Below are 23,808 nucleotides of genomic sequence, written 5' to 3'. Positions count from 1 at the left end.
GCGGCGCGCTTCCGGGCCGTTTTCGTCTAGTCCAGTTCGCGCAGCTTGCGCGCGGTTTCGCGGTGCCACTCAACGTCATTTTGCACCGACCGCAGGGTTAACGGCTCGCCGGTGTTGGTATTAACAAGAGCGCGCGGCTTGCCGCCGAAAATCTGGGAGAGGCCGTTGCCGTTGTCGCTGAAGCTGACCGCCAAAACGAGAACCAGGACGCTCAATGCCGAAACGGCGGCGATGGTGCGAAGCATGTCGAACTACCTTCTTGCTGTCCGAGGGACACGGGGTCCGGCGGGCCGGTACCCGTGGTCGTCTCATTGACGGCATTGACGTAGAAAGCTTCCCGCCGTTTTTCAGTGGCAATGCTGTGATCTCCCGAAAAGCGCGGTTCGCTGCGCCTTTCGGGCTCAGAAAAGCCAATCCGGCACCGCCGTCGCCAGGGGCTGCCACAACCAGAGGACGGCCATGCCGAGGATTTGCAAGCCGATGAAGGGGATGACGCCGGCGTAGATCTGCCCGGTGGTGATCTCCTTGGGCGCCGCCCCGCGCAGGTAGAACAGCGAGAAGCCGAAGGGCGGGGTGAGGAAGCTGGTCTGCAGGTTGATGGCGATGAGGATCGACAGCCACACCGGATCGTGGCCCATGACGATGAGCACCGGCGCCACCAGGGGCAGCAGGATCACCGAGATCTCGACGAAATCGAGGAAGAAGCCGAGCACAAAGATCAGCGCCATGACGAACAGCAGCGCGCCGTTGGGCCCGCCGGGCATGGCGCCGATGATGGCCTCCACATGCTCGTCGCCGCCCAGACCGCGGAACACCAGCGAGAAGACGCTGGCTGTCAGGATGGTGGCGAAGATCATGGCGGTGATGGTGAGCGTCGCCGTCATGACCGGCTTTAGCAGCTCCGTCCGCCAGGCCCGCCTGAGGGCGATGCCGATTGCGACGGTCGCGACGGCGACCAGCACGATGGCGACGGCGCCGACGATCCAGTCGCCCGGGCCGCTGTCGCCGCGCTGCAGGCGCACCGGCGCGATGTCGACGAGGATCGCCAGCGCGAGCAGAGCGCCGCCGCCCAGGTAGATCGGCCTCGGCGATTCCTTGCCGCGCGCCGCCGCCAGCAGCAGTGCGCCTATGGCCCCGACCGAAGCGGCTTCGCTGGGCGTCGCCACGCCGCCCAGGATGGAGCCCAGCACGGCGACGATGAGCAGCAGCGGCGGCAGCAACGCGCCCAGTACGTCGCCGGTTTCGGGGCGCACCTCGGCGCGTGCCAAGGCCGGCGCCGACTTAGGCGAAGTCCAGGCCTTCACCAGCATGTAGACGACGTAGATGGCGACCAGCGTCAGGCCCGGCAGCAGCGCGGCGGCGAAAGTCTGGCCGACGGAGATGGTGTCGATGGTGAAGAGGCCCTGGCGGAACTGTGCCTGCTGATAGGCGTTCGACATGACGTCGGAGAGGATGATCAGCAGGGTCGAGGGCGGGATGATCTGGCCCAGGGTGCCGGCGGTGCAGACCACGCCGGAAGCCAGCGTCGGGCTGTAGCCGTTGCGCAGCATGGTGGGCAGGGCGATCATGCCCATGGCGACGACAGTGGCGCCGACGATGCCGGTCGAGGCGGCCAGCAGGGCGCCGACCAGGATGACCGAGACGCCGAGGCCGCCGCGCAGGCTGCCGAAGAGGCGGCCCATGGTCTCCAGCAGTTCCTCGGCGATCTTGCTCTGTTGCAGCACCACGCCCATGAAGACGAAGAGCGGGATGGCGATCAGTACGTCGTTGGTCATGATGCCGAAGAGGCGCTGGCCCAGCGCGCCCAGCAGCGCCGCATCGAAGACGCCCAGCGCCCAGCCCAGACCCGCGAAGACCACCGCCACGCCGGTCAGGGTGAAGGACACCGGATAGCCGAGCAGGATGGCGCCGATCAGCACCGCGAACATCAGCAGGTCGAGATACTCGATCATGTGACGGCGTTGCCTTCCTTGAGGCGCAGCAGGTCGCGCAGGCCGCAGGCCAGGCCCTGCACCGCGAGCAGCAGGCAGAAGGCAGGGATCAGCGACTTCAGCAGGAAGGAGGCGGGGATGCCGCCGACGGAAATCGGCCCTTCGAAGACCGCCCAGGAATTGCGCACCGAAGGCCAGGTGAACCAAGCGACGACGGCCATGGAAGGCAGCAGAAAGACCAGCGCCCCCGCCAGGTCTATGGCGGCCCGGCCATGCCGTCCCATCTTGCTGTAGAAGATATCGACGCGCACGTGGCCGTCGATGAGCAGGGTATAGCCGGCCCCCAGCATAAAGAGCGCGGCGTGCATGTAGAGCACGCCTTCATTGAGGAAGATGAAGCTGATGCCGAAGACATAGCGCAGGACAACCACGGCGAACTGCAGCAGCACCATGAACAGCGCCAGCCAGCGCACCGTCGCGCCGACGGCTTGGTTCACGGCCTCCAGCCGGTCGATCCACTGCTGCATCTCTTGATCCCGCTTACCCCTGCTCCCATGCTTCGAGACGACCGCTGACGCGGTTTCCCCGGCATGAGGTCATCGCGTATCTTGCCTCACCCTGAGGAGGACCGATAGGTCCGTCTCGAAGGGCGAGGCAAGATGGCTGCGAGGTCCGGCTAGTAGGTGTAGTCCAGCGCCCGGGCGTTCATCTGCCCGTTGTCGGCATAGACCATGTAGTCGGCGATCGAGTTGCGGTAGGTGAGGAAGCTCTCGGTGATGCGCTTGACCAGCTCGTCGCTGTCCTCACGCAGCTCGGCGATGACCTCGCCGGCGGCGTTGCCCATGGCGACCATGACGTCGTCGGGCAGCTTTTTCACCTGGACGCCCTGCTCGGCCACCAGCTTCTGCAGCGCCTGGGCGTGCTTGGTGGTGTACTCGGTCCAGACGTCGTTGTAGAGCGAGGAGCAGGCGTAGCTGACGGCCTGCTTCAGGTCGTCGGGCAGGTCGGCGTAGGCCTTGGCATTGACTGCGCACTCTTCGGCGGAAGAGGGCTCGCCGACGCCGGGCCAGTAGTAGTTCTTGGCGACCTGGTAGAAGCCGAGGGCGGAATCGGTCCAGGGCCCGATGAACTCGCCGGCGTCCAGGGCGCCGGACTGCAGGGCCTGGAACATGTCGCGCCCGCCCATGGCCTGCACCGCCATGCCCAGCTTGGCGCACATCTCAGAGGCAAGGCCCGTGGTGCGGAAGCGCAGGCCCTTGAGGTCGTCCACCGACTTGATATCGGTACGGAACCAGCCGGCCCACTGCGGGCCGGAGTTGCCGCAGAGGAAGGGCTTCAGGCCGAAACGGCCGTAGATCTCGTCGTAGAGCGCCTGGCCGCCGCCGTGCACCAGCCAGCCGACCTGCTCGTCCGCGCGCAGGCCGAAGGGCTGCGAGCCGAACATCAGGATGCCCTTGGACTTGGAGCCCCAGTAGGCGGGCACCGCGTGGTACAGTTCGGCGGTGCCTTCGGAGACGGCGTCGAAGACGCCGCGGCCCGGCACCAGCTCGCCGGCGGCATAGAGCTTCACCTCGATGCGCCCGCCCGACAGCGCGGTGATGCGGTCCGCCAGCAGCTGCGCGGCGACGCCGGGTCCGGGCAGGTTCTTCGGCCAGGCCGTTACCATCTTCCACTGCATCTTGCCCTGGGCGATGGCCGGCGCGGCGAGGGCGCCCGTGGCAACGGCACCGGCGGCAACCCCGCCGCCGGCCTTCAGGAACTCACGTCTTTTCATCACTTGCTCTCCCTGTTGAATGCCCCAACAAACAGTTTCGGTAAGGACGTTTCCTTCAGTCCACCATCGGCAGGTTAAGTCCCTGCTCCTTGGCGCAATCGATGGCGATCTTGTAGCCGGCGTCGGCGTGGCGCATCACGCCGGTCGCCGGATCGTTCCACAGCACGCGAGCGATACGTTTCGCCGCCGCTTCACTGCCGTCGCAGCAGATCACCAGGCCGGAATGCTGCGAGTAGCCCATGCCGACGCCGCCGCCGTGATGCAGCGACACCCAGGTGGCGCCGCTGGCGGTGTTGAGCAGCGCGTTCAGCAGCGGCCAGTCGGAGACGGCGTCGGAGCCGTCGCGCATGGCCTCGGTCTCGCGGTTCGGGCTGGCGACGGAGCCGGAATCGAGGTGGTCGCGGCCGATGACGACCGGCGCCTTCAGCTCGCCCTTGGCGACCATCTCGTTGAAGGCGAGCCCCAGGCGGTCGCGCTGGCCCAGGCCGACCCAGCAGATGCGCGCCGGCAGGCCCTGGAAGTGGATGCGCTCGCGCGCCATGTCGAGCCAGTTGTGCAGGTGCGGATCGTCAGGGATCAGCTCCTTCACCTTGGCGTCGGTCTTGTAGATGTCCTCCGGGTCGCCGGACAGCGCGGCCCAGCGGAAAGGGCCGATGCCGCGGCAGAAGAGGGGCCGGATATAGGCCGGCACGAAACCGGGGAAGTCGAAGGCGTTGTCGACCCCCTCGTCCTCGGCCATCTGGCGGATATTGTTGCCGTAGTCGAAGGTGGGGATGCCCTGGGCCTGGAAGTCCAGCATGGCGCGCACGTGGACGGCCATGGACTGCTTGGCGGCCTTCACCACCTTGTCCGGATTGGCGGTCTGCTCGCGCTCCCACTGCTCCAGGGTCCAGCCGGCCGGCAGGTAGCCGTGCAGCGGATCATGCGCCGAAGTCTGGTCGGTGACGGCATCGGGCTTCACGCCGCGCTTCACCAGCTCCGGCAGCACCTCGGCGCAGTTGCCCAGCAGGCCGACGGAGATGGCCTCACCCTTCTCGCTGGCCGCGTCGATCAGCGCCAGGGCCTCGTCAAGATTGTCCGAGCGCTTGTCGAGATAGCCGGTCTTGAGGCGCATCTCGATGCGCGAGGGCTGGCATTCGACCGCCAGCATGGAGGCGCCGGCCATGGTGGCGGCGAGCGGCTGCGCGCCGCCCATGCCGCCCAGGCCGCCGGTCAGGATCCACTTGCCTTTCAGGTCGCCGCCGTAGTGCTGGCGTCCCATCTCCACGAAGGTCTCGTAGGTGCCCTGCACGATGCCCTGGCTGCCGATGTAGATCCAGGAGCCGGCGGTCATCTGGCCGTACATCATCAGGCCGGCCTTATCGAGCTTGTTGAAATGCTCCCAGGTCGCCCAGTGCGGCACCAGGTTGGAGTTGGCGATGAGTACGCGCGGCGCGTCGGCGTGGGTGCGGAAGACGCCCACCGGCTTGCCGGACTGCACCAGCAGCGTCTCGTCCTCGCCCAACTCCTTCAGGCAGGAAACGATCCTGTCGAAGCACTTCCAGTCGCGCGCGGCGCGGCCGATGCCGCCGTAGACGACGAGTTCTTCCGGCTTCTCGGCCACCTCGGGGTCGAGATTGTTCATGAGCATACGAAGCGGAGCCTCGGTCAGCCAGGACCTGGCCGAAAGCTCAGGGCCCTGCGGGCTGCGGATCACGCGGGCGTTGTCCCGCCGCGGCGAGGCGCTGGAATCTGGCATGGCGGCGATCCTCCGGAAAGCTGTCCGAAGTTGTATATACAACTTTGCCCGGAGAGTCGAGCGGCTGAAAACGGGGCGGTGCTAAAGCCGCTTGCAGGTGCGGTCCATGATCAGTTTCCAGCCTTCACCGCTGTCTGCTTCCCAGAGGGCGCGGAACTCTTCGGTGCCAGTGAAGCGGAACTCTTCGCGCACCTTCGCCGTGGTGCCGAGGGTGTGGCGCATTTCGCCCTCGAGTTTCATCCAGGTCGGGGCTTCTTCCACCAGTTCCATCTCGATGCTGGCGTCGTAGGAGATGACGCGGCGCAGGCTGAGGGGCGCCGCGCCGCTGCCGCTGTCGAGCCAGACGTCGAGCAGGGCGGCGCCGTTGTCCTCGACAATCTCGCCGACAAGGAAGTGGCCGCTGCGCCGGTAGGTGAGGGTCATGGCGATGTCGTTGCCGCCCGCCCCGCTGTTTTCGCGCGCCTGGCAGGTCCAGGTCCCGACCAGGGTTTCGGCCAGCGGTTCGGCAAGCGCGCGGGCCGGCGCGGCGGCGGTCAGGATGATGAGCAGGCAGGCAAGGGAAGAGGCGCGCATGGATCGTTTCCCGTCAGTGATTCGGCGGTGATCATTCGACTCATTTAGTGGTTGTCGCCTCGTGCGTCCAGCGCGCGAAGGAGACGCGCTCCCGATCGGGCAAATCGACGGCATTTGATGTTGACCCAGGACTTCAGGTTTCGGTCAGTTTGGACGCCTATGGTGGATCCCAGGCAAGGCGGGCGCCGGGGCCGATTTGGACCGCGGCGTCATTTTTCCGGGAAGGAATCCGCTTCCTGCGTGTTGTCAGTTCAGGCCCGGCATTCGGTAGGGGAACGCCGCCGGTCAAAAAGAGGAAACGACGGCGAGGACCATTGCGAAGGTGTCGGTCGGGAGCGCTTCTCATTCGCACCTCCCCTGAACCCGGATTGCCGCACGGCAGGGCCGGTCATCACACCGCACCACTATCGGGTGTTGAGAACACCCCAGGTTCCACGCTTCGGTTGGTGGAGGACGAAAGGCGCGCGTTTCAGGCCCGATTTCTTCACGCGGGCTTAAGGAACCGTTCCTAGGGTGCCTCGAAAGAAAGACAAGGAGTTGCAGGTAAGATGCAGCAGATACACGGCATGATCAGCGCCGCTGAGGAGACGCTTCGCGAAGTTCATTCGGCTTCTGCGAGGCCGGGCCGTCGCGCCCTGACCGGCGACGAACTGCGGCGGGCCAAGCGCGCCTACGTGACCGGGCGCTTCGACTTGGGCCGGGCCGCCCGTCTACTGACCGGCGCCATCGCGCCCAAGGCGGGCGATCTGCTGCTCGCCCGCGTTGTCCGTCTCGGCCACCACCGCAAGCTGGAAAGCCCGGAAGGGCGCCGCCAGACGCTCTTCGTCAATGACCTCATCTTCGTTTGCTATGGCGCGCGCTACGCCAGCGACCAGTTCGAGGCCCTGGTGCCCGACGGTCTGGAGCTCTGCAACCTGGTCGCCGCCGGCGGCATCGCCGGCATCTGCGTCGACAAGCATTCGGCCGCGCGCAAGCCCACAGAGATCGAGCCGCTGGGTCTGGTCGCCGACGTCGACGGCCGCGTCTTGAACCTGACCCAGGTCGCCGAACCCCGCCCCAAGGGCGGCGCGCAGCGCCCCTATACGCTGGCGGTGGTCGGCACCGCGATGAATGCCGGCAAGACCACGACCGTGGCCGCCATGATCCGCGGCCTGGCAAAGAGCGGTCTCAAGGTCGGCGCCGCCAAAATCACCGGCACCGGCGCCGGCTGCGATCGCTGGGCCATGGTCGATGCCGGCGCCGAGGCGGTGCTGGACTTCACAGACTTCGGCCATGCCTCCACCTACCGGGTGCCGGTGACGGAGACTGCCTCAATCCTCGACGGCGCCGTCGCCGCGCTGGGCCGCGAGGGCTGCGACGTGGTCGTGGTCGAGCTGGCCGACGGGCTGCTGTTTTCCGAAACCGCAGAGCTGGTCGAACATCCCCGCTTCAGCCACCTGGTCAGCGGACTCGTTTTGGCCGCCGGCGATTCCATGAGCGCCGGCTACGGCGCCGGCTGGCTGACCTGCCGTGACCTGCCGTTGTTGGCCCTGGCCGGCAAGCTGACTTCCAGCCCGCTGATGGTGCGTGAGGCGGAGGCTGCCTGCGACGTGCCGGTGCTCACGCTCGAGGAGCTCGAGTCCGGCAAGTGGACGCAGCGGGTCACCTACGACGGCAAGCGCAACGCGGCCTGAATTGTCGATCGCCGAGCGAAGATCAGTCCGATGAAACTGCCAAGCCTCTTTGACGGCGCGCGGCGCCGGGACTTCGCGCTCCTGGTGCTGAACGGCGCCGTGCAGGCAGCCGGCGCCGTGGTGACGGCGCTGCTGGTACAGCGCGGCTTCGACGGCCTGCTGGCCGGACGCGGCGGTGAGGCGCCGCACGGTCTGCTCGTCATCGCCGCGCTGGTCGCCATCGCCGCGGTCAACGCGGGTCTGCGCTACCGCGAGCATCTGGATGCCGAGCGCGTTGGCCAGTCCTATGTTCATGCCCTGCGGCTGCGGCTCTACCGCCACCTGCTGCGCGTCGGTCCCGGGATCACCGGCAAGATCAGCCGCGGCGCGGTGACCCTACGCTTTGTCGGCGATCTCACGGCGCTGCGGCGCTGGGTCAGCCTCGGCCTGGCGCGTTTGTTGGTCGGCAGTGTCGTGGTGGTCCTGGCGCTGGCGGCTTTGGCGGTGATCGAGCCGGTCATTGCCTTGGCGGTCGGCGCCGGCGTGGCGCTGGCGGCGCTGCTTGGCCTCGGCCTCGGCAACCGCCTGCAGGCGACGACCCGCGACGTGCGGCGGCGGCGCGGCCACCTGGCGGCCCTGCTGACCGACCGTGTCGCCCATCTGCACCTGATCCAGGCCTTCGGGCAGGAGCGGCGTGAGGCCGAGCGCTTCAAGAACCTGAGCCGTCGCCTGAAGGCGGCCTTCATCGGACGCGCCAGGGCCATCGGCCTGCTGCGGGCGCTTGCCGATGCGGGGGCGGCGGCGGCCGGTCTCTGCGCCCTGCTGGTCGGTTCGCAGCTGGTCGCGCTGGGCGCGGCGAGCCCCGGCGCCGTGGTCGCTGCCATGCTGGTGGCCGGCCTGCTGGCGCCGCGCCTGCAGGAACTGGGCCGCATCTACGAATACTGGACCGCCGCGGCCATCGCCCGGGAAAAGCAGGAGCGCCTGTTGCGTCTGCGCCCGCCGCGCGGTGGCGCCATGACCAGCGGCGGCCTGGACCCCGCCCCGGGGGCGGGTGAGCTGGCGCTGCGCGGCGTTGCGCTGAGCGGACTGCTGCCGCCGCTCGACCTGACCGTCGCGCCCGGCGAGCGGATCTGCATCCTGGGCGAGAACGGCGCCGGCAAATCTTCCTTGCTGCAGGTCATGGCCGGCCTGCGGCGGCCGGACGCGGGACGTGTCGAGTTGAACGGGCAGGACCTGGCGGTCACAGACGCGCGCCGGCTGCGCCAGGCGATCAGCCTGGTATCCTGCGATCTGCCGCTGCTGCGCGGTTCCCTGCGTTACAACCTCAGCTACGGCCTGCCGGAGGCTTCCGACGCGGCGCTGGCGGAGGTCATCGAACGCTGCGGCCTCACCGCTCTGGTGGCGCGTCTGCCCCAGGGGCTCGATACCCCGTTGAAGGAACAGCAGAGCCGCTTTTCCGCCGGCGAGCGCCTGCGCATCGCCCTGGCGCGCGGCCTGCTGCCGCGCCCGCAGGTGCTGCTGCTCGACGAGATGGACGCCCATCTCGACGCCGAGGGTGCCCGGACCCTGGAGCGCATTGTCGAGGCTTTCGACGGCCCGGTGGTCTTCATCACCCACCGGCCGGAATGGGCCCGCCTGGCCCACCGCGTGCTAACCCTGGGCGCTGGCAAGGCGGCCGAGATCGTGGCCACGGCGGACTTGCCGGCCGCGCGCCTGAGGGCGGTCCCATGATGACGCGGCCTTCGATCCCGTCACCGGCCGAAGCGGACAAGGCCGCCGGCCGCGGCGCCTCGGCCCTGCCGGGCCGGCTGGTCATGCGGCCGGCCGCAGGCCAGGGAGCGGAAGCGGGCGAGCGGCCCGACTATTTCCTCTTCCAGCCGGAGGACATCGATCCGGCGCGGCCGCCGCTGGTGGCCGTCCACGGCATCTCGCGCAACGCCGAGGCACATGTCGAGGCCTTCGCCGAGGTGGCGGTGGCCCAGCGGCGCCTGCTCATCGCGCCGCACTTCGACGAGGCCCGCTTCGAGGGCTTCCAGCGGCTGGCGCGCGGCACCGAGGCGGCGGTCGAGGCGCTGTGGCGGGACGTGGAGCACTTCACCGGGCGCGAACTCGGGCGGGTCGAGATGGTGGGTTTTTCCGGCGGCGCGCAGTTCGCGCACCGCTATGCCATGCTGAACCCGGAACGGGTCGCCTCCCTCGTCCTGGTGGCGGCCGGCTGGTACACCTTCCCCAACGAAGCCGACCGCTTTCCCTACGGGGTGAAGCCGGCCGGCGGGCGGGGGCGCCGCGCCGCGGCCAATCTGGCGCGCTTTCTCGCCATCCCGACCCTGGTGCTGGTGGGCAGCCGCGACAGCCAGCGCGACGACGCCCTGCGCAAGACCCCCGACGTGGACATCAAGCAAGGGCTCAACCGGATCGAGCGCGCCGGCCGCTGGACCGGCGCCTTCCTGCAGGCCGCGATACGCCTTGGCGTCGCGCCCCGGGTGCAGTTCGCGATGCTGCCCGGCTGCAGCCACGCCTTCGACGACTGCGTGGCGACGGGCGGCCTGACCGATTTTGTGAATCACTGGTTGCAGCGGTAGGGGCTGCGCCACGTCCGGGCTGGCTTCCAGGCCGGGAACCGCTCGCAAGAGCCATAGAGAGAGTAAAGAGGAGAGACTCTATGCGAATGTTTTCCAACTTCAGGCGGAGCCCCTTGGGCCGCTTGGCCCTGGTCGTGCCGCTGGTCGCGGCCTTGGGTGCCTGCGCCATGCAGCGCGAGCCGGAAACCCGCGAGATCGGCCTGGACCTCTGGACCGGCGATCCCGCCGTCGCCGGCGTGAGCCTGCCGCAGGTGCAGGCCGCTCACGGGACCCGCACCATCACCGGGCCCAAGGCCTGGGCCGACCCCAAGACCGGCCAGACGGTGCAGGTCTATGAGCGCAGCAATGCGGAGACCGCCGGGGTGAAGACCCAGTACTTCATGCGCCGGCCCGACGGGCAGGCGCTGGGCCGTGTCTACGATTCCCGGCCGGGTCGCGCCGACCGCTATTTCGTGAACGATGCCTTCTTCCCGCTCGGCACCTGGGGGCGCGGCGAGAGCCGGACCTTCCAGGCCATCGAGTACACGGAAGAAGGTCCGCAGACCCGTATCATCAGCATCAAGATCCGCCGTCTGGACTTCACCTATCGCGACGTGCCGCACTCCCTGCGCTACGACTGGATCATGAGCGACGACCAGGGCAACGTGCTCTACAACGAGCGCTACGTTTACAGCCCCGGCAAGGGCTTCGCATCCTTCGACAACCGTCTGAAGTAAGTTACTGCCGCGCCGTGGCCGAATCCTATGGCCGCGGCCCCTCCCCGGCGAAGCGCCCGCCCAGGCGGTAGCGGTCGCCGGGGTGCAGCAGGCGGGCCCAGGTCACCGGCTGCCTGCGGGACCAGGTCTGGCGGCGCAGCAGCAGGCAGGGCTCCCCCGCCTTCATCTCCAGCAGCTTGCGCTCCTCGGGCGTGGGCATGACCGCCATGACCAGGTGTTCGGCCTCGCTGATCGGCGCCGCCTGCATGAGGTACTTGTGCGGCGTCAGGACGGTGAAATCCTGCTCCAGGTAGTCGGGCGCCATCTTGGGATTGACGTAGCGGTCCTCCAGCTGCACCGGCCGGCCGTTCTCACGGTGGACGATGAGGGAATGGAACAGCGTCTCGCCGCGCTCCAGCCCCAGGTGCTTGGCTTCCAGGGCGCGGGCGCGCTCGCGCCGCACGAAGAGGATCTCCGTGCTGTGCTCGTGCCCGCGGGCGCGGATTTCCTCGGCGATGTTGCGTACGGCGAGGATTTCCGACTGCGGCTTGGGCGGGGCGACGAAGGTGCCGGCGCCCTGCACTCGCTCCAGCCAGCCCTCGGCGGTCAGCTCACGAAGGGCGCGGTGCACCGTCATGCGGCTGACCCGCAGCTCGCGCGTCAGCTCGTTTTCCGAAGGCACCTTGGTTTCCTCCGGCCAGTCGCCGGCCACGATGCGCCCGACGATGTAGTCCTTGACCTGCTGGTAGAGCGGCGTCTCGCTGCTGGGGGTCAGGCTCATGGAGAAAGGCGCAAGCTCTCTGGCAGGGGCGGCCCGGAAAAGCCTCGAAAGGTTGGCGGCGGCGGCCCGTTGATCTATACCAACTTGTATATACAACACTGGTGCGCCTGACCAGTTTGCAGGTTCGGCGCGCCGCGAGGGACTTTACATGGAGCTCTTCCGCTTTACCGAGGGCAGCCTGCCGCTGCTGGTTTCCATGCCCCATCCCGGCACCTACGTGCCGCCGGAGATCGCAGGGCGCATGACCGAGGTGGCGAAGACGGTGCCGGACACCGACTGGCACATTCCGCAGCTCTACGACTTCCTGGCGGAACTCGACGTCTCGGTACTGCAGGCGACCCACTCGCGCTACGTCATCGACCTGAACCGGGCGCCCGACAACCGGGCGCTCTATGCCGGGGCCAGCAACACCGAACTCTGCCCCCTGCAGACTTTCGCCCTGGAAGATATCTATCTGCCCGGCGAGGCTCCGGACGAGAACGAAGTGGCCGCGCGGCGCGAGGCCTACTGGCAGCCCTATCACGACCGCCTGGCCGAGACCCTGGCGGCGATCAAGGCGAAGCACGGCCTCGCCCTGCTGTGGGACGCGCACTCGATCCGCAGCGAGGTGCCGCGCTTTTTCGAGGGGCGCCTGCCGGATTTGAACCTGGGCACGGGCGACGGCAGCGCGGCGGCCTCGAGCCTGCTGGACATCCTGACCGCCGTGGCCCGCGACGCCGGACATCTCGGTTATACGCATGCCGCCAACGGACGCTTCAAGGGCGGCTACATCACGCGCCACTACGGGGACCCGGAAAACGGCGTCCACGCCGTGCAGCTGGAGCTCTCCGAGATCACCTATATGGACGAGGACCCGCCCTTTGCCTTCCGCGACGACCTGGCGGAGCAGGTCCGCCCGGTGCTCTCCGGCCTCATCCACACCATGCTCGCCTGGGCGGAGATGGAACAACAGGGCTGAGGCGTTACTTCAGCAGCCGCCCTTTCTCTCGCGCAGCGGCGCCGCCGCGATCCGCCAGGCGTCCGCATCCGCGGCCAGGGCGGCGGGGGTCGGGGCCAATGCCGCGCAGAGCGCCGCGGCGTCGATGCCGTCCAGTCCGGCCAGCGCGGCGATGATGCGGGCGGTGAGGGCGCTGATCGCCGGACGCACTTCCGTCTTCAGGTCCGGCGGGTTGGGGAAGGGGCCGGCTCCTTGCTGACGCCATGCTTCGAAGAAGCGGCTCTGGATCGCCTTGGCGGCGGTGATCTGCGCGCGGAAGAAGTCCGTGGCGAGGTCCAGGGAGGCACCCTCCGCCTCGGCGGCGGCGACCACGTTGTCGAGGACCACGCGCTCGCGCTCCAGGTCCTCGATCGGGATCGCGCGGTTCCACTTGTACTGAGCCACCCCCTCCATGAGCTGCAGCCGCTCGGCCATGGCCTCAGCCAGGGCCGCGGCGGGCTCCTGCGCGGCGGCGCTCCCCTGGAGCCAAGCCAGGGCGACGAGCAGGAGCAGCAGCCTGCTCGGGGCTCTGGGCGGTTTTCGCATGCCGTTCCTCGGTGGGTTTCGCTCTGCAGGGGAAGAGGCTAGCAGGATCGGCTAGCCGCCGCGCACGATTCTCCCGTCCTTGACGACCTGGCGGCAGGGGTTGTGGCCGATGCGGTAGGCCAGCTCGGCCGGATGGGAGATGTCCCAGAGCACGAAGTCGGCGGTCTTGCCGGCCTCCAGGGTGCCGTGGGTCTCGGCCAGGCCGAGGGCCCGGGCGCCGTTGCGGGTGACGCCGGCCAGCGCCTCCTCCGGGGTCAGGCGGAAGAGGGTGCAGCCCATGTTGAGGATCAGCAGCAGCGAGGTGATCGGAGAGGAGCCGGGGTTGCTGTCGGTGGCCAGCGCGATGGGCACCCCGGCCCGTCGGAATTCCTCGACCGGCGGCAGCTTGGTTTCGTGCAGCACGTAGAAGGCGCCCGGCAGCAGCACGGCGACGGTGCCCATCAGCGCCATGGCCCGCACGCCTTCCTCGCTGGCGTATTCCAGGTGGTCGGCGGAGAGTGCGTTGAAGCGGGCGGCGAGCGCCGCGCCCTTCGTGTCGGAGAGCTGGTCGGCGTGCAGCTTCACCGGCAGCCCGGCCGCCTCGGCGGCCGAGAAGACGCGGGCGATCTGCTCGGGATAGAAGGCGATGCGCTCGCAGAAGCCGTCGACCGCGTCGGCCAGGCCGGAGGCCGCGACCTCCGGCAGCATGGCGATGACCGCGTCGATGTAGTCCTCCGGCCGGCGGTCGAACTCCGGCGGCAGGGCATGGGCGCCCAGAAAGGTGGTCTTCACCGTGACGGGCGCGCTCTCCCCCAGGCGCCGGGCGACGCGCAGCATCTTCAGTTCCTGCTCCAGCGACAGGCCGTAGCCGGACTTGATCTCCAGCGTGGTGACGCCTTCGGACAGCAGATCCTGCAGGCGCGGCAGGGCCTGGGCGTAGAGCTCATCCTCGCTGGCCGCGCGGGTCTGCTCGACGGTGTAGCGGATGCCGCCGCCGGCCTTGGCCACTTCCTCGTAGGAGGCGCCGTTGAGGCGCAGCTCGAACTCGCGCGCCCGGTCGCCGCCGTAGACCAGATGGGTATGGCAGTCGATGAGGCCCGGGGTAATCCAGGCGCCGCCGGTGTCGTGGACCCGGCGGGCCAGGGTCGCCGGCGCGCCGGGCAAGTCGGCGGCGGGCCCGGCGAAGGCGATACGGCCGCCGTCCACCGCCAGGGCCGCCTCGGTGACGGCGCCGTAGGGCGCGGTCGCGCCCGCGTCTCCCGCCCCGGCAGCCAGCATCGTGGCCAGGTTCGCCCCCGTCCAGAGATCGTCCCACATACTAAAAACCTACCCAAATATGGCGGCCAGACACTCCGCGAGTTGTATAGACAACTTTGTTGCCTTACCCTCGCGGTTCCCATGTGGCAAGACCGCTACCCCGCTTTTTCATAGCAGGACTCGATGGCGAACCCCAAGATTTTTGCCGAGCAGGCTTTTCTTCCCGAGGGCTGGGCCGAGTCTGTCCTTTTCGAGCTAGACGAAACGGGCAGCCTCCTGAACGTGACGCCGGGGCAGGCCGCGCCGGCGGGCGCCGATATCGCCAAGGGCCCGGTGCTGCCCGGCATGCCCAACCTGCACAGCCACGCCTTCCAGCGCGCCATGGCCGGTCTGGCGGAGCACGTCCGACCGGGTGGCGGGAAAGAGGATTCGTTCTGGACCTGGCGCGAGGTCATGTACCGCTTCGTCGCGGCGCTCACACCGGAGCAGGTCGAGGCCATCGCCGCCCAGCTCTACGTCGAGATGCTGAAGGCCGGCTACACCGCGGTGGGCGAGTTCCACTATCTGCATCACGGCCCCGACGGTCGGCCCTACGACGACATCGCGGAGATGTCGCGGCGCACCCTGGCCGCAGCGGAGACCGCGGGCATCGGCGTCACCCAGCTGCCGGTGCTCTACGGCTACGGCAGCTTCGGGGCTCAGAAGGCGGGTGAGGGGCAGCGGCGTTTCCTCAACGATCCCGATAGCTTACTGCGCATCGTTGAAGCTCTTAAGGCGGCGTCTGAACAAAACCCGCAGCTGCGGGTCGGCGTCGCGCCGCACTCCCTGCGCGCGGTCACACCTGGGACTTTGGGTGAAGTGCTGCGCGGCCTCGACGCCCTGGACCCCACGGCGCCGATCCACATCCACATCGCCGAGCAGATGAAGGAAGTGGAGGACTGCGAGGCCTGGTGCGGCCAGCGCCCGGTCGAGCACCTGATGGAGACGGCGCCGCCGGATCAGCGCTGGTGCCTGGTCCACGCCACCCACATGAACGCGGTGGAGACGGCGGCGGTGGCCGCCTCCGGCGCGGTGGTCGGCCTCTGCCCGACGACCGAGGCCAACCTCGGCGACGGCCTCTTTCCCGCCGAGAACTATCTCGCCCATGGCGGGCGCTGGGGCATCGGCTCCGACAGCCACATCTCCGTCAGCCCGCTGGAGGAGCTGCGCTGGTTCGAGTACGGCCAGCGCCTCGCCTGGCGCCGCCGCAACGTGCTGGCGGGCGAGGGGGCGAAGGCTTCCGTCGGTGCGCGGCTCTACGGCGAGGCCCTGGCCGGCGGCGCCCAGGCGCTGGGCCGATCCATCGGCGCTCTGGCGGCGGGCAAGCGCGCCGACCTGCTGGTGCTCGACCCCGAGCATCCGGAGGTGGGCTCGATGCCGAGGGAGCGCCTGCTCGACGCCGTGGTCTTCGCCGGCAACCGCAACCCCGTCCGCGACGTGATGGTCGGCGGCCGCTGGGTGGTGCAGGACGGCCGACACCGGGACGAAGAGCGGGTGCAGGCGGTCTATGCGGAGACGGTGAAAGCCCTCTTGGCCTGAAGTGCCGGGGATCCTCTTGACTCCCGCAGGCGGCTTCTGTATTTAACCTATCAGTTATTTAACCGAATGGTTACAAACAAATGCAGACCGACCCCTTGAGCCAGACTTTCGCCGCCCTGGCGGACCCGACCCGCCGGGCGATCCTGGCGCGGCTGTGCTCCGGCGAGGCCACGGTGAGCGAGCTGGCCGAGCCTTTCGACATGAGCCTGCCCGCCGTCTCCAAGCACCTGAAGGTGCTGGAGCGCGCCGGGCTGATCAGCCGCGGCCGCGAGGCCCAGTGGCGGCCCTGCCACCTGGAAGCGGGCCCCCTGAAGGACGCGAGCGGCTGGCTGGAACGCTATCGCCAGTTCTGGGAGCAGAGCCTCGACCGCCTGGAAAGCTACCTCGACGAGCTGCAGATGAAAGGAGAGCCCCGTGGCCGCAAGTCCTGAGCTCGTCCGCGAGCCCGAAGACCGCGTCCTGGTCATCACCCGGCTGCTGGATGCGCCGCGCGCCCTGGTCTTCAAGGTCTGGAGCCAGCCGGAGCACCTGGTGCGCTGGTGGGGGCCGAAGGGCTTCACCCTGCCGGACTGCACCGTCGAGCTCCATCCCGGCGGCGCCTTCCGTTGCCTCATGGTTTCGCCGGAAGGAAGTGAGCATCGCATGCACGGCGTCTACCGCGAGATCGTCGAGCCGGAGAAGATCTCCTTCACCTGGACCTGGATCGACGAGGAGGGCCAGCCCGGTCACGAGACGCTGGTGACGGTGCTGCTGGAGGAGGCGGGCGCCGGCGGCGCGCAGACGAAGCTCACCCTGCATCACGCGGTCTTCGAATCGGAAAGCGCCCGCGATGCGCACAATGGCGGCTGGAGCGAGTGCATGGACCGCCTCGCCGCCTATGTGGCCGGGCTCTAGGAGAGACTCATGGAAGCTGCGAAAAAAATGGAACTGGGTGTCGGCTACACGTTGACCTTCACCCGCGAGTTCGAGGCGCCGCGCGAACTGGTCTTCCGGGCCTGGACCGACCCCATCCACCTAGCGAAGTGGTGGGGCCCCGAGGGCTTCACCAACCCGGTCTGCGAGTTCGAGGCCAGGCCGGGCGGGCGTATAAACATCGACATGACCGCGCCGGACAGCACGGTCTATCCCATGAGCGGCGAGGTGCTGGAGATTGAGCCCCCCGCGCGCCTGGTCTTCACTTCTACCGCTTTTCAGGGCGCCGACGGCCCGCCTGGCTTGAAAGCCGTCAACACCGTGACCTTCGTGGAAGCGGGCGACCGCACCACCGTCTCGCTGCAGGCCCGCGTGGTGAGGGCCGTGCCCGAGGTCATGGATGCGCTGGCCGGCATGGAGGCGGGCTGGACCCAGAGCCTGGAGCGCCTGGCCGAGACCGTCGACGCAATCTATTCGGAATAGGGAGAAGACAATGACGGCAACGATCGAGGCGGTGATCCCGCACCTGGTAGTCGACGACGCTACTGCGGCTCTGGCGTTCTACAAGCAGGCGCTGGGCGCGGAGGAGGTCATGCGCCTGCCCGCCGAGGACGGCAAGCGCCTGATGCACTCGGAGATGAGGCTGGGCGACGCCCGGGTCTTCGTCCGTGATGCCTTTTCAGACCGCTGCGCGGAAGGCCAGGACCACACGCCGACGACCCTGGGCGGCAGCGCCGTCACCCTGCACCTGCGCGTCGCGGACTGCGATGCCGCGGTGGACCGCGCGGTCAAGGCCGGCGCGGTGGTGGTGATGCCGCCCGAGGACATGTTCTGGGGTGACCGCTTCGCCGTGGTGACGGATCCCTACGGCCATGCCTGGAGCTTTGCCCACGCTCTGGAGACGGTTCCCGCCTAGGGAGCGATGCGGCCATGGATACCACCACGGAGCGGAAGATGCCGAGGGGAAACAGCGGCGCGACCATACTGACGACTCCTTCCGATACGGAGTTGGTCATCGCCCGCAGTTTCGGCGCGCCGCCGGAGCTGGTCTTTGCCGCCTGGACCGAGCCGCGCCATGTGAAGCGCTGGTGGGGGCCGCATGGTTTCGTCACGACGCTTTGCGAAATCGATCTGCGTGTCGGCGGCGCTTTCAGGATCGAGATGCGCGGACCCGACGGAACGATCTACCCCATCGACGGAACCTACCGGGAGATCACCCGGCCGTCACGCCTGGTCTACGACGAGATCTTCGGCTGCCTGGGGCGGCCCGATCTCTCGTCGGTAGTGACGGTGTCCTTCACGAGAATCGCGGCGGGAACCGACGTGACGGTTCACACAGCCTGCATGTCGCGCGAGCATCGCGACGGGCTCATCGAGGTCGGCGTGGAGCGGGGGTGGAGCGAGACCTTCGAACGTCTGAGCGGCTACCTGCCGGAGATGGAGATCAAGAAATGAGCAAGGGAGAACGAACAATGGAACATCAGATCGTATCCCACGAGAAATGGCTTGAGGCGCGCAAGGCGCACCTGAAGGCAGAGAAGGAACTGAGCCGGCAGCGCGACAAGCTGATGGAGCAGCGCCGGGCCCTGCCCTGGGAGAGGGTGGAAACGGACTACGTCTTCGACGGCCCGCAGGGGCCCGTTGCCTTGGCCGATCTGTTCCAGGGCCGCAGTCAGCTGATGGTGCAGCACTTCATGCTCGGCCCCGGCTGGGCCGAGGGCTGCGCCGGCTGTTCCTTCATGGCCGACCACGTGGACGCGGCGCGCCGGCACTTCGAGCACGCGGACCTTTCCTTCGCGGCCGTGTCCCGCGCCCCGATCAACGAGATCGAGGCTTTCAGGAAGCGCATGGGCTGGCACTTCCAATGGGTCTCCTCGAACAAGAACAGCTTCAACTTCGACTTCAATGTCTCGTTCACCGAGGACCAGCTGAAGAAGGGCGAGGCGGTTTACAACTACCGCACCATCGATCCGGGCATCGACGAGCTGCCGGGCTGCAGCGTCTTCGCCAAGAATGAAGCCGGCGAGGTCTTTCACACCTATTCGTCCTACGCCCGCGGCTGCGAGCAGCTGCTTGGCGCCTTCTGGTTCCTCGACATGGCGCCCAAGGGCCGCAACGAGGTCACCGGGATCATGGACTGGGTGAAGCTGCACGACCGCTATGACGACAGCAAGTCGTCGGCGTGTCATTCAGCGGCGGAGTAGACGCGTTAGCCCCCTCAAACCTCTCTCAGGAGAATCTTTCATGACCTGCCAAGTATCCGCTTTTCGCTGGGTGCCGGAATTTGCCCAGGGCTACGTTCGTGATCTCCGGGTCCGCTGGGCACTGGAGGAGGCGGGATTGCCCTACGAGGCGGTTCTGGTCGGCCTCGACGAAAAGGATGCCGACAGCTACCGCGCCTGGCAGCCCTTCGGGCAGGTGCCGGCCTACCGCGACGACGAGGTGGAGATGTTCGAGTCCGGCGCGATCGTCCTGCATATCGCGGAGAAGTCGGAGGCCTTGTGTCCCAGGGGCGCGGGCGCCCGGGCGCGCGTCATGACCTGGGTCATCGCGGCCTTGAACTCCGTCGAGCCCTTTGCCTGGAACCTTATCTTCTTCGACGGCGAGGGCGCCGACGAGGATTCGGTGTCAAGGCGTCGGGCGAAGCTGGAGACAGCCCTGGACGGGCGGCTGACTCCGCTGGAGAAGCGCCTAGCCGGCCGCGAATACCTCGAAGACCGATTTACGGCCGGCGATATCGTCATGTCGACCGCACTACGCGAGCTGGATCAATCCGGCGCCCTGGCACGCTATCCGGCACTCCTCGCCTACGTCGAAAGGTGCACGGCGCGGCCGGCCTTTGCCCGGGCGCTGGAAGCGCAGATGAAGGTATTCCGGGAGAACGCCGCGGCCTGATGCCGGGCATCGACAGCCAAAACCCAATTTGCGTGCGGGGCGGGCCGTCGTCCGCTCCGCCGCCGCCAGAAAAGGAGAAGCGCCTGATGTCCTCTGCCGCCGAAGCCGCCAACGAAGGGGGGCGCGAGCTGGTGCTGACGCGTCTCATGGACGTGTCGCGCGACAGGATCTTTCGCTGCTGGACGGAGCCGGAACTGCTGAAGCAGTGGTTCGCGCCGCGACCCTACACCACGCCTGTCGCCGAACTCGACGTGCGGTCCGGCGGCGCCACCTACATCGTCATGCGCAGTCCGGAGGGACAGGAAATGCCGATGCGCGGCGTCTACTTGGAGGTCGTGCCGAACGAGCGCCTGGTCTTCACCGATGCCTTTACGCGGGCCTGGGAACCTTCGGACAAGCCCTTCTTCACGGGGATTATCACTTTCGAGGAAGAGGGCGGCAAGACGCGCTATACCGCGCGGGCGCGCCACTGGACCCGCGAGGATTGCGAAGCGCACGAGAAGATGGGCTTCCACGAGGGTTGGGGGCAGTGCGCCGAGCAACTCGCGGCGCTGGCGGCGACACTGTAAGGCAGTCTCGGATGAAGAACACCGGAACACTGAAGGTCACTGCTGTCGGCGAGCGTGATGTCCACTTCGAGCGTGTCTTCGAGGCACCGCCTGAGGCCGTCTTCGCTGCCCTCACACAGGCGGACAAGGTGAAAGCCTGGATGGGGCCGCACGGCTACAGCCTCGTCAAGTGCGACACCGACCTTACGGTGGGCGGCGCCTACCGCTACGTCATGCGCACGCCCGACGGTGGGGAAATGGGCTGGGGCGGCTTATACCGCGAGATCGATGCGCCGAGGCACCTTGTCCACACTGAATCCTTCGATGACTGGCCGATGATGGAGTCCGTGATCACGACCGAGCTGAACGAGCAGGGCGGCAAGACGGTCTTCTTTGCCGAGATCCGCTACGCCTCGCCAGAAGCGCGCGATGCGGTGCTCGCTTCCGGCATGGAGCACGGCGCGGCGGAGAGCTATGACCGGCTCGCCGAACTGCTGACGGCCTAGCTTTTCCGCCGCCGCGCGACTAGGACAGCAGCGACACACGCTGTCGTATATGCAAGAGACGCCCTTGCCCCTATCCTTCAGCCTGAAATGAGGAAAGCGGCCAAGATCGGCCGCCCAAGGAGGCAGGATGGCGAGGGATTCCATGCGCCGGCGGGCGCGGCAGGGAGCAGGCGCGAGAGAAGGCGGCCGCGGTGCGGGGCTGCGGCAGCTGCCCTGGCGTTCGCTGGAGAGCCCCTACCAGCCGCTTGAGGTGCTTTCGCCCGAACAGCTTGAGATGATCAGCGATGCCGCCTTCCGCATCCTGGAGGAAGTCGGCATGGACTTCCTGCACCCGGAAGCGCTGGAGATCCTGGCCAAGGCCGGGGCCGAGGTGGAGCCGGGTACGCAGCGGGTGCGCTTCGACCGCGGCCTGGTGAAGCAGGCGCTGGCCAGCGCCCCGGCCCGGTTCACCCTTCATGCCCGCAATCCGGCGCACGACCTGACCATCGGCGGCCGCAACGTGGTCTTCGGCTCGGTCGGCTCGGCGCCCAACGCCTCGGACCTGGACGGTGGCCGGCGTCCCGGGAGCCATCGCGACTACCAGAACTTCCTGCGCCTGACCCAGGCCTTCAACATCATTCACTTCGTCGCCGGCTACCCCGTCGAACCCGTGGACTTGCATCCGGCAACCCGTCACCTGGACGCGATCCGTGACTGTCTCGTTCTGACTGACAAGGTCTTTCACGCCTATTCCCTGGGCCGCACCCGCATCCTCGACGGGCTTGAGATGGTGCGCCTGGGCTATGGCCTCACGGAAGCCGAGCTTGTCGAGAAGCCGCGGCTCTTCACCATCGTCAACACCTCCTCGCCGCTGCGCCTTGACGGGCCGATGATCGAGGGCGTGATCGAGATGGCGCGGCATAACCAGGTGGTGGCGATCACGCCCTTTACGCTTTCCGGCGCCATGAGCCCGGCGACCCTGGCCGGGGCGCTGGCCCAGCAGCACGCCGAGGCCATGGCAGGCCTCGCCTTGGCCCAGCTTGTCAATCCCGGTGCGCCGGTGATCTACGGCGGTTTCACCTCCAACGTCGACATGAAGTCCGGCGCGCCCGCCTTCGGGACGCCGGAATACACCCGCGCGGCCATCGCCGGCGGGCAGCTCGCGCGCGACCTCGGCGTGCCCTACCGCTCTTCCAACGCCAATGCCGCCAACTGCGTCGACGCGCAGGCGGCCTACGAATCGCAGATGTCGATCTGGGGCGCGCTCATGGGTCAGGCCAACTTCATCATGCACGGCGCCGGCTGGCTGGAGGGCGGGCTCTGCGCCTCCTTCGAGAAGTTCGTGCTGGACGCCGAGATGCTGCAGATGATGAGCGAGGTCATGACGCCGCTGGAGGTCAGCGAGGCCGCCATCGGCCTGGACGCGATCCGCGAGGTCGGCCCGGGCGGCCACTTCTTCGGCGCCGCCCACACCCTGGAGCGCTACGAGAGCGCCTTCTACAGTCCCATGCTTTCCGACTGGCGCAACTTCGAGACCTGGCAGGAAGCCGGCAGCGAAACCGCCACCCAGCGCGCCAACCGGCTCTACAAGCAGGTGCTGACGGACTTCACGCCGCCGCCCCTGGACCCGGCGATCCTCGAGGCGGTCGACGACTTCGTGGCGCGCCGCACGGCGGAAGGGGGTGCCGAGGCGGCGTGATTGGGCTATAGCTTGGCCCTGACGCTCGACTCGGGACGACATTCTTGGTTTCTTCGGACAATCTGCGCGGCGCGTTCTTCATGGCGGTCGCCATGGCGGGCTTCTGCCTGAACGACACCATGATGAAGCTGGTCTTCGCCGACCTGGAGCTGTTTCAGGCAATAAGCCTGCGCGGCCTGCTGCTTTCGGTCCTCATCGCCATTCTCTCGATCCGGCGCAACAAGCTGTTCTACCGGCCTTCGCGACAGGACAGCCTCTTCCTCAGCCTGCGGGTCGTCGGGGAAATCGGCAGCGCGACCTGCTTCCTCTCCGCGCTCTATCACATGCCCATCGCCAACGCGACGGCGATCATCCAGGCCATTCCCCTGGCCATTACCCTGGCCGCGGCGCTGTTCATGGGCGAGCGGGTCGGCTGGCGGCGCTACAGCGCCATCGCCGTCGGCTTTGCCGGGGTGATGATCATCGTGCGGCCGGGCGCCGAGGGCTTCACGGCCTATTCCCTCTGGGCGGTGGCGGCGGTCGGCTTCATGGTGCTGCGCGACCTCTCGACGCGGCGCTTCTCGCCAGGGCTGCCCTCGCTCTATGCCGCTTTCGTGACCGCCCTGGCCACCGCGCTTTTCGCCGGCGCGGTGGCGACAACCCAGGACTGGCAGCCCATGAACCTGGACCACCTCGGTCTGCTCTGCGCCTCGGCGGGCTTTCTCTTCTTCGGCTACCTTTTTTCCATCAAGGCCATGCGGGTCGGCGAGGTCGCGGTGATCTCGCCCTTCCGCTACACCATCATGATCTGGGCCATCGTGCTCGGCATCGTCGTCTTCGGCGAAATCCCCGATATCTGGACTCTCACCGGCGCGGCCATCGTCGTCGGGATGGGCATGTACACCTTCTACCGCGAGCACCGGCTGATGCAGCGCGCCGCCGCGCACGATATCGCCGCCGCCTCCGTGCAGACCGCGGAAGGCGTTTCGGCCGGGCCGCGCAGCGCGCGGCAGTGAGATGGAATGGTCGACCTGCGGGTCAGGCGTTCTTACTCCCGCTGGCGATCTCCGTCAGGGCGGCAGCGGCAAAACCCACGGCGGAAAAGAGCCGAAAGGCGATTTCGCCGGAAGTTGCATCTCGAAAGGGTGATTGCCGGGCGCTTTGTAGTGCTATTCCCGAAGCGCGGTTTCGGGGTAGTCTGCCGGGACCTACGGTCTGGAGAGGGCTG

26 protein-coding genes are annotated in these 23,808 nt (G+C 67.9%); 17 read left to right on the top strand and 9 right to left on the bottom strand.

The window, feature by feature from the left end; all coding sequences use genetic code 11:
- Positions 1–26 precede the first annotated feature (26 nt).
- The 6 genes from H7X47_RS08310 to H7X47_RS08285 form a co-directional block, all read right to left on the bottom strand.
- On the bottom strand, positions 27–245 hold the full coding sequence (locus tag H7X47_RS08310) for a hypothetical protein (protein ID WP_193368186.1): 219 nt from the start codon (positions 243–245) through the stop codon (positions 27–29).
- Positions 246–401: 156 nt separating this feature from the next.
- Positions 402–1,952, bottom strand: coding sequence for a TRAP transporter large permease (locus tag H7X47_RS08305; RefSeq protein ID WP_193368185.1), 1,551 nt, complete (start codon positions 1,950–1,952; stop codon positions 402–404).
- On the bottom strand, positions 1,949–2,458 hold the full coding sequence (locus H7X47_RS08300) for a TRAP transporter small permease subunit (protein ID WP_193368184.1): 510 nt from the start codon (positions 2,456–2,458) through the stop codon (positions 1,949–1,951). The genes H7X47_RS08305 and H7X47_RS08300 overlap by 4 nt, the downstream gene beginning before the upstream one ends.
- A 149-nt stretch (positions 2,459–2,607) precedes the next feature.
- Positions 2,608–3,705, bottom strand: coding sequence for a TRAP transporter substrate-binding protein (locus H7X47_RS08295; RefSeq protein WP_193368183.1), 1,098 nt, complete (start codon positions 3,703–3,705; stop codon positions 2,608–2,610).
- Between the two features lie 55 nt (positions 3,706–3,760).
- A complete protein-coding gene (hutU, locus tag H7X47_RS08290) occupies positions 3,761–5,443 on the bottom strand; it encodes a urocanate hydratase (RefSeq protein ID WP_193368182.1) in 1,683 nt (560 codons plus the stop codon).
- Positions 5,444–5,524: 81 nt separating this feature from the next.
- On the bottom strand, positions 5,525–6,016 hold the full coding sequence (locus tag H7X47_RS08285; RefSeq protein ID WP_193368181.1) for a hypothetical protein: 492 nt from the start codon (positions 6,014–6,016) through the stop codon (positions 5,525–5,527).
- A gap of 548 nt (positions 6,017–6,564) precedes the next feature.
- On the opposite strand from H7X47_RS08285, the gene H7X47_RS08280 reads away from it, so the two are divergent.
- The 4 genes from H7X47_RS08280 to H7X47_RS08265 all read left to right on the top strand — a co-directional run bounded on the left by H7X47_RS08280 (position 6,565) and on the right by H7X47_RS08265 (position 10,966).
- A complete protein-coding gene (locus tag H7X47_RS08280) occupies positions 6,565–7,689 on the top strand; it encodes a DUF1611 domain-containing protein (RefSeq protein ID WP_193368180.1) in 1,125 nt (374 codons plus the stop codon).
- Between the two features lie 30 nt (positions 7,690–7,719).
- Positions 7,720–9,399 carry an ATP-binding cassette domain-containing protein gene (locus tag H7X47_RS08275; RefSeq protein WP_193368179.1) on the top strand — a complete coding sequence of 560 codons (1,680 nt, stop codon included), beginning with the start codon at positions 7,720–7,722 and terminating at the stop codon, positions 9,397–9,399.
- Entirely contained in the window at positions 9,396–10,250 is an 855-nt protein-coding gene (locus H7X47_RS08270) for an alpha/beta fold hydrolase (protein WP_193368178.1), read from the top strand. Before H7X47_RS08275 ends, H7X47_RS08270 begins: the two co-directional genes overlap by 4 nt.
- Positions 10,251–10,330: 80 nt before the next feature.
- The gene (locus H7X47_RS08265; RefSeq protein ID WP_193368177.1) at positions 10,331–10,966 is read left to right on the top strand and encodes a hypothetical protein; all 636 of its coding nucleotides are present in this window, start codon (positions 10,331–10,333) and stop codon (positions 10,964–10,966) included.
- Between the two features lie 25 nt (positions 10,967–10,991).
- Here H7X47_RS08265 and hutC read toward each other — a convergent pair whose 3' ends face one another.
- Positions 10,992–11,726 (bottom strand): histidine utilization transcriptional repressor HutC, encoded by a 735-nt coding sequence (gene hutC / locus H7X47_RS08260; RefSeq protein WP_193368176.1) that lies wholly within the window; start codon positions 11,724–11,726, stop codon positions 10,992–10,994.
- A 148-nt stretch (positions 11,727–11,874) separates the two neighbouring features.
- Here hutC and hutG point away from each other — a divergent pair, with 148 nt between their 5' ends.
- Positions 11,875–12,684 carry an N-formylglutamate deformylase gene (hutG, locus tag H7X47_RS08255; protein WP_193368175.1) on the top strand — a complete coding sequence of 270 codons (810 nt, stop codon included), beginning with the start codon at positions 11,875–11,877 and terminating at the stop codon, positions 12,682–12,684.
- Positions 12,685–12,693: 9 nt separating this feature from the next.
- Here hutG and aroQ read toward each other — a convergent pair whose 3' ends face one another.
- Positions 12,694–13,248, bottom strand: coding sequence for a gamma subclass chorismate mutase AroQ (aroQ, locus tag H7X47_RS08250; protein WP_193368174.1), 555 nt, complete (start codon positions 13,246–13,248; stop codon positions 12,694–12,696).
- Positions 13,249–13,299: 51 nt separating this feature from the next.
- The gene (hutI, locus tag H7X47_RS08245; protein ID WP_193368173.1) at positions 13,300–14,544 is read right to left on the bottom strand and encodes an imidazolonepropionase; all 1,245 of its coding nucleotides are present in this window, start codon (positions 14,542–14,544) and stop codon (positions 13,300–13,302) included.
- 123 nt (positions 14,545–14,667) lie between these two features.
- Between hutI and H7X47_RS08240 the strand changes: the two genes are divergently transcribed.
- From H7X47_RS08240 to H7X47_RS08185, 12 genes are all read left to right on the top strand, one after another.
- Entirely contained in the window at positions 14,668–16,062 is a 1,395-nt protein-coding gene (locus tag H7X47_RS08240; RefSeq protein ID WP_193368172.1) for a formimidoylglutamate deiminase, read from the top strand.
- An 80-nt stretch (positions 16,063–16,142) separates the two neighbouring features.
- Positions 16,143–16,493, top strand: a complete 351-nt coding sequence (locus H7X47_RS08235; RefSeq protein ID WP_193368171.1) for an ArsR/SmtB family transcription factor — start codon at positions 16,143–16,145, stop codon at positions 16,491–16,493.
- Complete coding sequence (locus tag H7X47_RS08230; RefSeq protein WP_193368170.1) at positions 16,477–16,956, top strand: SRPBCC family protein; 480 nt, start codon at positions 16,477–16,479, stop codon at positions 16,954–16,956. Before H7X47_RS08235 ends, H7X47_RS08230 begins: the two co-directional genes overlap by 17 nt.
- A gap of 9 nt (positions 16,957–16,965) precedes the next feature.
- Positions 16,966–17,457 (top strand): SRPBCC family protein, encoded by a 492-nt coding sequence (locus H7X47_RS08225; RefSeq protein WP_227010304.1) that lies wholly within the window; start codon positions 16,966–16,968, stop codon positions 17,455–17,457.
- 10 nt (positions 17,458–17,467) lie between these two features.
- On the top strand, positions 17,468–17,890 hold the full coding sequence (locus H7X47_RS08220) for a VOC family protein (protein WP_193368169.1): 423 nt from the start codon (positions 17,468–17,470) through the stop codon (positions 17,888–17,890).
- Between the two features lie 14 nt (positions 17,891–17,904).
- Complete coding sequence (locus tag H7X47_RS08215) at positions 17,905–18,429, top strand: SRPBCC domain-containing protein (RefSeq protein WP_193368168.1); 525 nt, start codon at positions 17,905–17,907, stop codon at positions 18,427–18,429.
- Between the two features lie 17 nt (positions 18,430–18,446).
- Complete coding sequence (locus H7X47_RS08210) at positions 18,447–19,178, top strand: DUF899 domain-containing protein (protein WP_193368167.1); 732 nt, start codon at positions 18,447–18,449, stop codon at positions 19,176–19,178.
- Between the two features lie 40 nt (positions 19,179–19,218).
- Positions 19,219–19,869: a glutathione S-transferase family protein gene (locus tag H7X47_RS08205; protein ID WP_193368166.1), complete on the top strand. Its 651-nt coding sequence runs from the start codon at positions 19,219–19,221 to the stop codon at positions 19,867–19,869.
- 86 nt (positions 19,870–19,955) lie between these two features.
- Positions 19,956–20,438 (top strand): SRPBCC family protein, encoded by a 483-nt coding sequence (locus H7X47_RS08200; RefSeq protein WP_193368165.1) that lies wholly within the window; start codon positions 19,956–19,958, stop codon positions 20,436–20,438.
- 11 nt (positions 20,439–20,449) lie between these two features.
- Positions 20,450–20,923, top strand: a complete 474-nt coding sequence (locus H7X47_RS08195) for an SRPBCC family protein (protein ID WP_193368164.1) — start codon at positions 20,450–20,452, stop codon at positions 20,921–20,923.
- A gap of 127 nt (positions 20,924–21,050) precedes the next feature.
- Positions 21,051–22,601: a trimethylamine methyltransferase family protein gene (locus H7X47_RS08190; protein ID WP_193368163.1), complete on the top strand. Its 1,551-nt coding sequence runs from the start codon at positions 21,051–21,053 to the stop codon at positions 22,599–22,601.
- Between the two features lie 44 nt (positions 22,602–22,645).
- Positions 22,646–23,596 (top strand): DMT family transporter, encoded by a 951-nt coding sequence (locus H7X47_RS08185; RefSeq protein WP_227010303.1) that lies wholly within the window; start codon positions 22,646–22,648, stop codon positions 23,594–23,596.
- Positions 23,597–23,808: the final 212 nt, after the last annotated feature.

Origin of the sequence: Pelagibius marinus, from assembly GCF_014925385.1 — a bacterium.
Taxonomy (GTDB): Bacteria; Pseudomonadota; Alphaproteobacteria; order Kiloniellales; family Kiloniellaceae; genus Pelagibius; species Pelagibius marinus.
Note: the sequence above shows the minus strand (reverse complement) of the source record. Positions and strands in the feature narration are given on the sequence as shown.

Coding starts and splice junctions, on each gene's coding strand:
- H7X47_RS08310 (WP_193368186.1), bottom strand. CDS start 245: ATGCTTCGCACCATCGCCGCCGTTTCGGCATTGAGCGTCCTGGTTCTC.
- H7X47_RS08305 (WP_193368185.1), bottom strand. CDS start 1,952: ATGATCGAGTATCTCGACCTGCTGATGTTCGCGGTGCTGATCGGCGCC.
- H7X47_RS08300 (WP_193368184.1), bottom strand. CDS start 2,458: ATGCAGCAGTGGATCGACCGGCTGGAGGCCGTGAACCAAGCCGTCGGC.
- H7X47_RS08295 (WP_193368183.1), bottom strand. CDS start 3,705: ATGAAAAGACGTGAGTTCCTGAAGGCCGGCGGCGGGGTTGCCGCCGGT.
- hutU (WP_193368182.1), bottom strand. CDS start 5,443: ATGCCAGATTCCAGCGCCTCGCCGCGGCGGGACAACGCCCGCGTGATC.
- H7X47_RS08285 (WP_193368181.1), bottom strand. CDS start 6,016: ATGCGCGCCTCTTCCCTTGCCTGCCTGCTCATCATCCTGACCGCCGCC.
- H7X47_RS08280 (WP_193368180.1), top strand. CDS start 6,565: ATGCAGCAGATACACGGCATGATCAGCGCCGCTGAGGAGACGCTTCGC.
- H7X47_RS08275 (WP_193368179.1), top strand. CDS start 7,720: ATGAAACTGCCAAGCCTCTTTGACGGCGCGCGGCGCCGGGACTTCGCG.
- H7X47_RS08270 (WP_193368178.1), top strand. CDS start 9,396: ATGATGACGCGGCCTTCGATCCCGTCACCGGCCGAAGCGGACAAGGCC.
- H7X47_RS08265 (WP_193368177.1), top strand. CDS start 10,331: ATGCGAATGTTTTCCAACTTCAGGCGGAGCCCCTTGGGCCGCTTGGCC.
- hutC (WP_193368176.1), bottom strand. CDS start 11,726: ATGAGCCTGACCCCCAGCAGCGAGACGCCGCTCTACCAGCAGGTCAAG.
- hutG (WP_193368175.1), top strand. CDS start 11,875: ATGGAGCTCTTCCGCTTTACCGAGGGCAGCCTGCCGCTGCTGGTTTCC.
- aroQ (WP_193368174.1), bottom strand. CDS start 13,248: ATGCGAAAACCGCCCAGAGCCCCGAGCAGGCTGCTGCTCCTGCTCGTC.
- hutI (WP_193368173.1), bottom strand. CDS start 14,544: ATGTGGGACGATCTCTGGACGGGGGCGAACCTGGCCACGATGCTGGCT.
- H7X47_RS08240 (WP_193368172.1), top strand. CDS start 14,668: ATGGCGAACCCCAAGATTTTTGCCGAGCAGGCTTTTCTTCCCGAGGGC.
- H7X47_RS08235 (WP_193368171.1), top strand. CDS start 16,143: ATGCAGACCGACCCCTTGAGCCAGACTTTCGCCGCCCTGGCGGACCCG.
- H7X47_RS08225 (WP_227010304.1), top strand. CDS start 16,966: ATGGAAGCTGCGAAAAAAATGGAACTGGGTGTCGGCTACACGTTGACC.
- H7X47_RS08220 (WP_193368169.1), top strand. CDS start 17,468: ATGACGGCAACGATCGAGGCGGTGATCCCGCACCTGGTAGTCGACGAC.
- H7X47_RS08215 (WP_193368168.1), top strand. CDS start 17,905: ATGGATACCACCACGGAGCGGAAGATGCCGAGGGGAAACAGCGGCGCG.
- H7X47_RS08210 (WP_193368167.1), top strand. CDS start 18,447: ATGGAACATCAGATCGTATCCCACGAGAAATGGCTTGAGGCGCGCAAG.
- H7X47_RS08205 (WP_193368166.1), top strand. CDS start 19,219: ATGACCTGCCAAGTATCCGCTTTTCGCTGGGTGCCGGAATTTGCCCAG.
- H7X47_RS08200 (WP_193368165.1), top strand. CDS start 19,956: ATGTCCTCTGCCGCCGAAGCCGCCAACGAAGGGGGGCGCGAGCTGGTG.
- H7X47_RS08195 (WP_193368164.1), top strand. CDS start 20,450: ATGAAGAACACCGGAACACTGAAGGTCACTGCTGTCGGCGAGCGTGAT.
- H7X47_RS08190 (WP_193368163.1), top strand. CDS start 21,051: ATGGCGAGGGATTCCATGCGCCGGCGGGCGCGGCAGGGAGCAGGCGCG.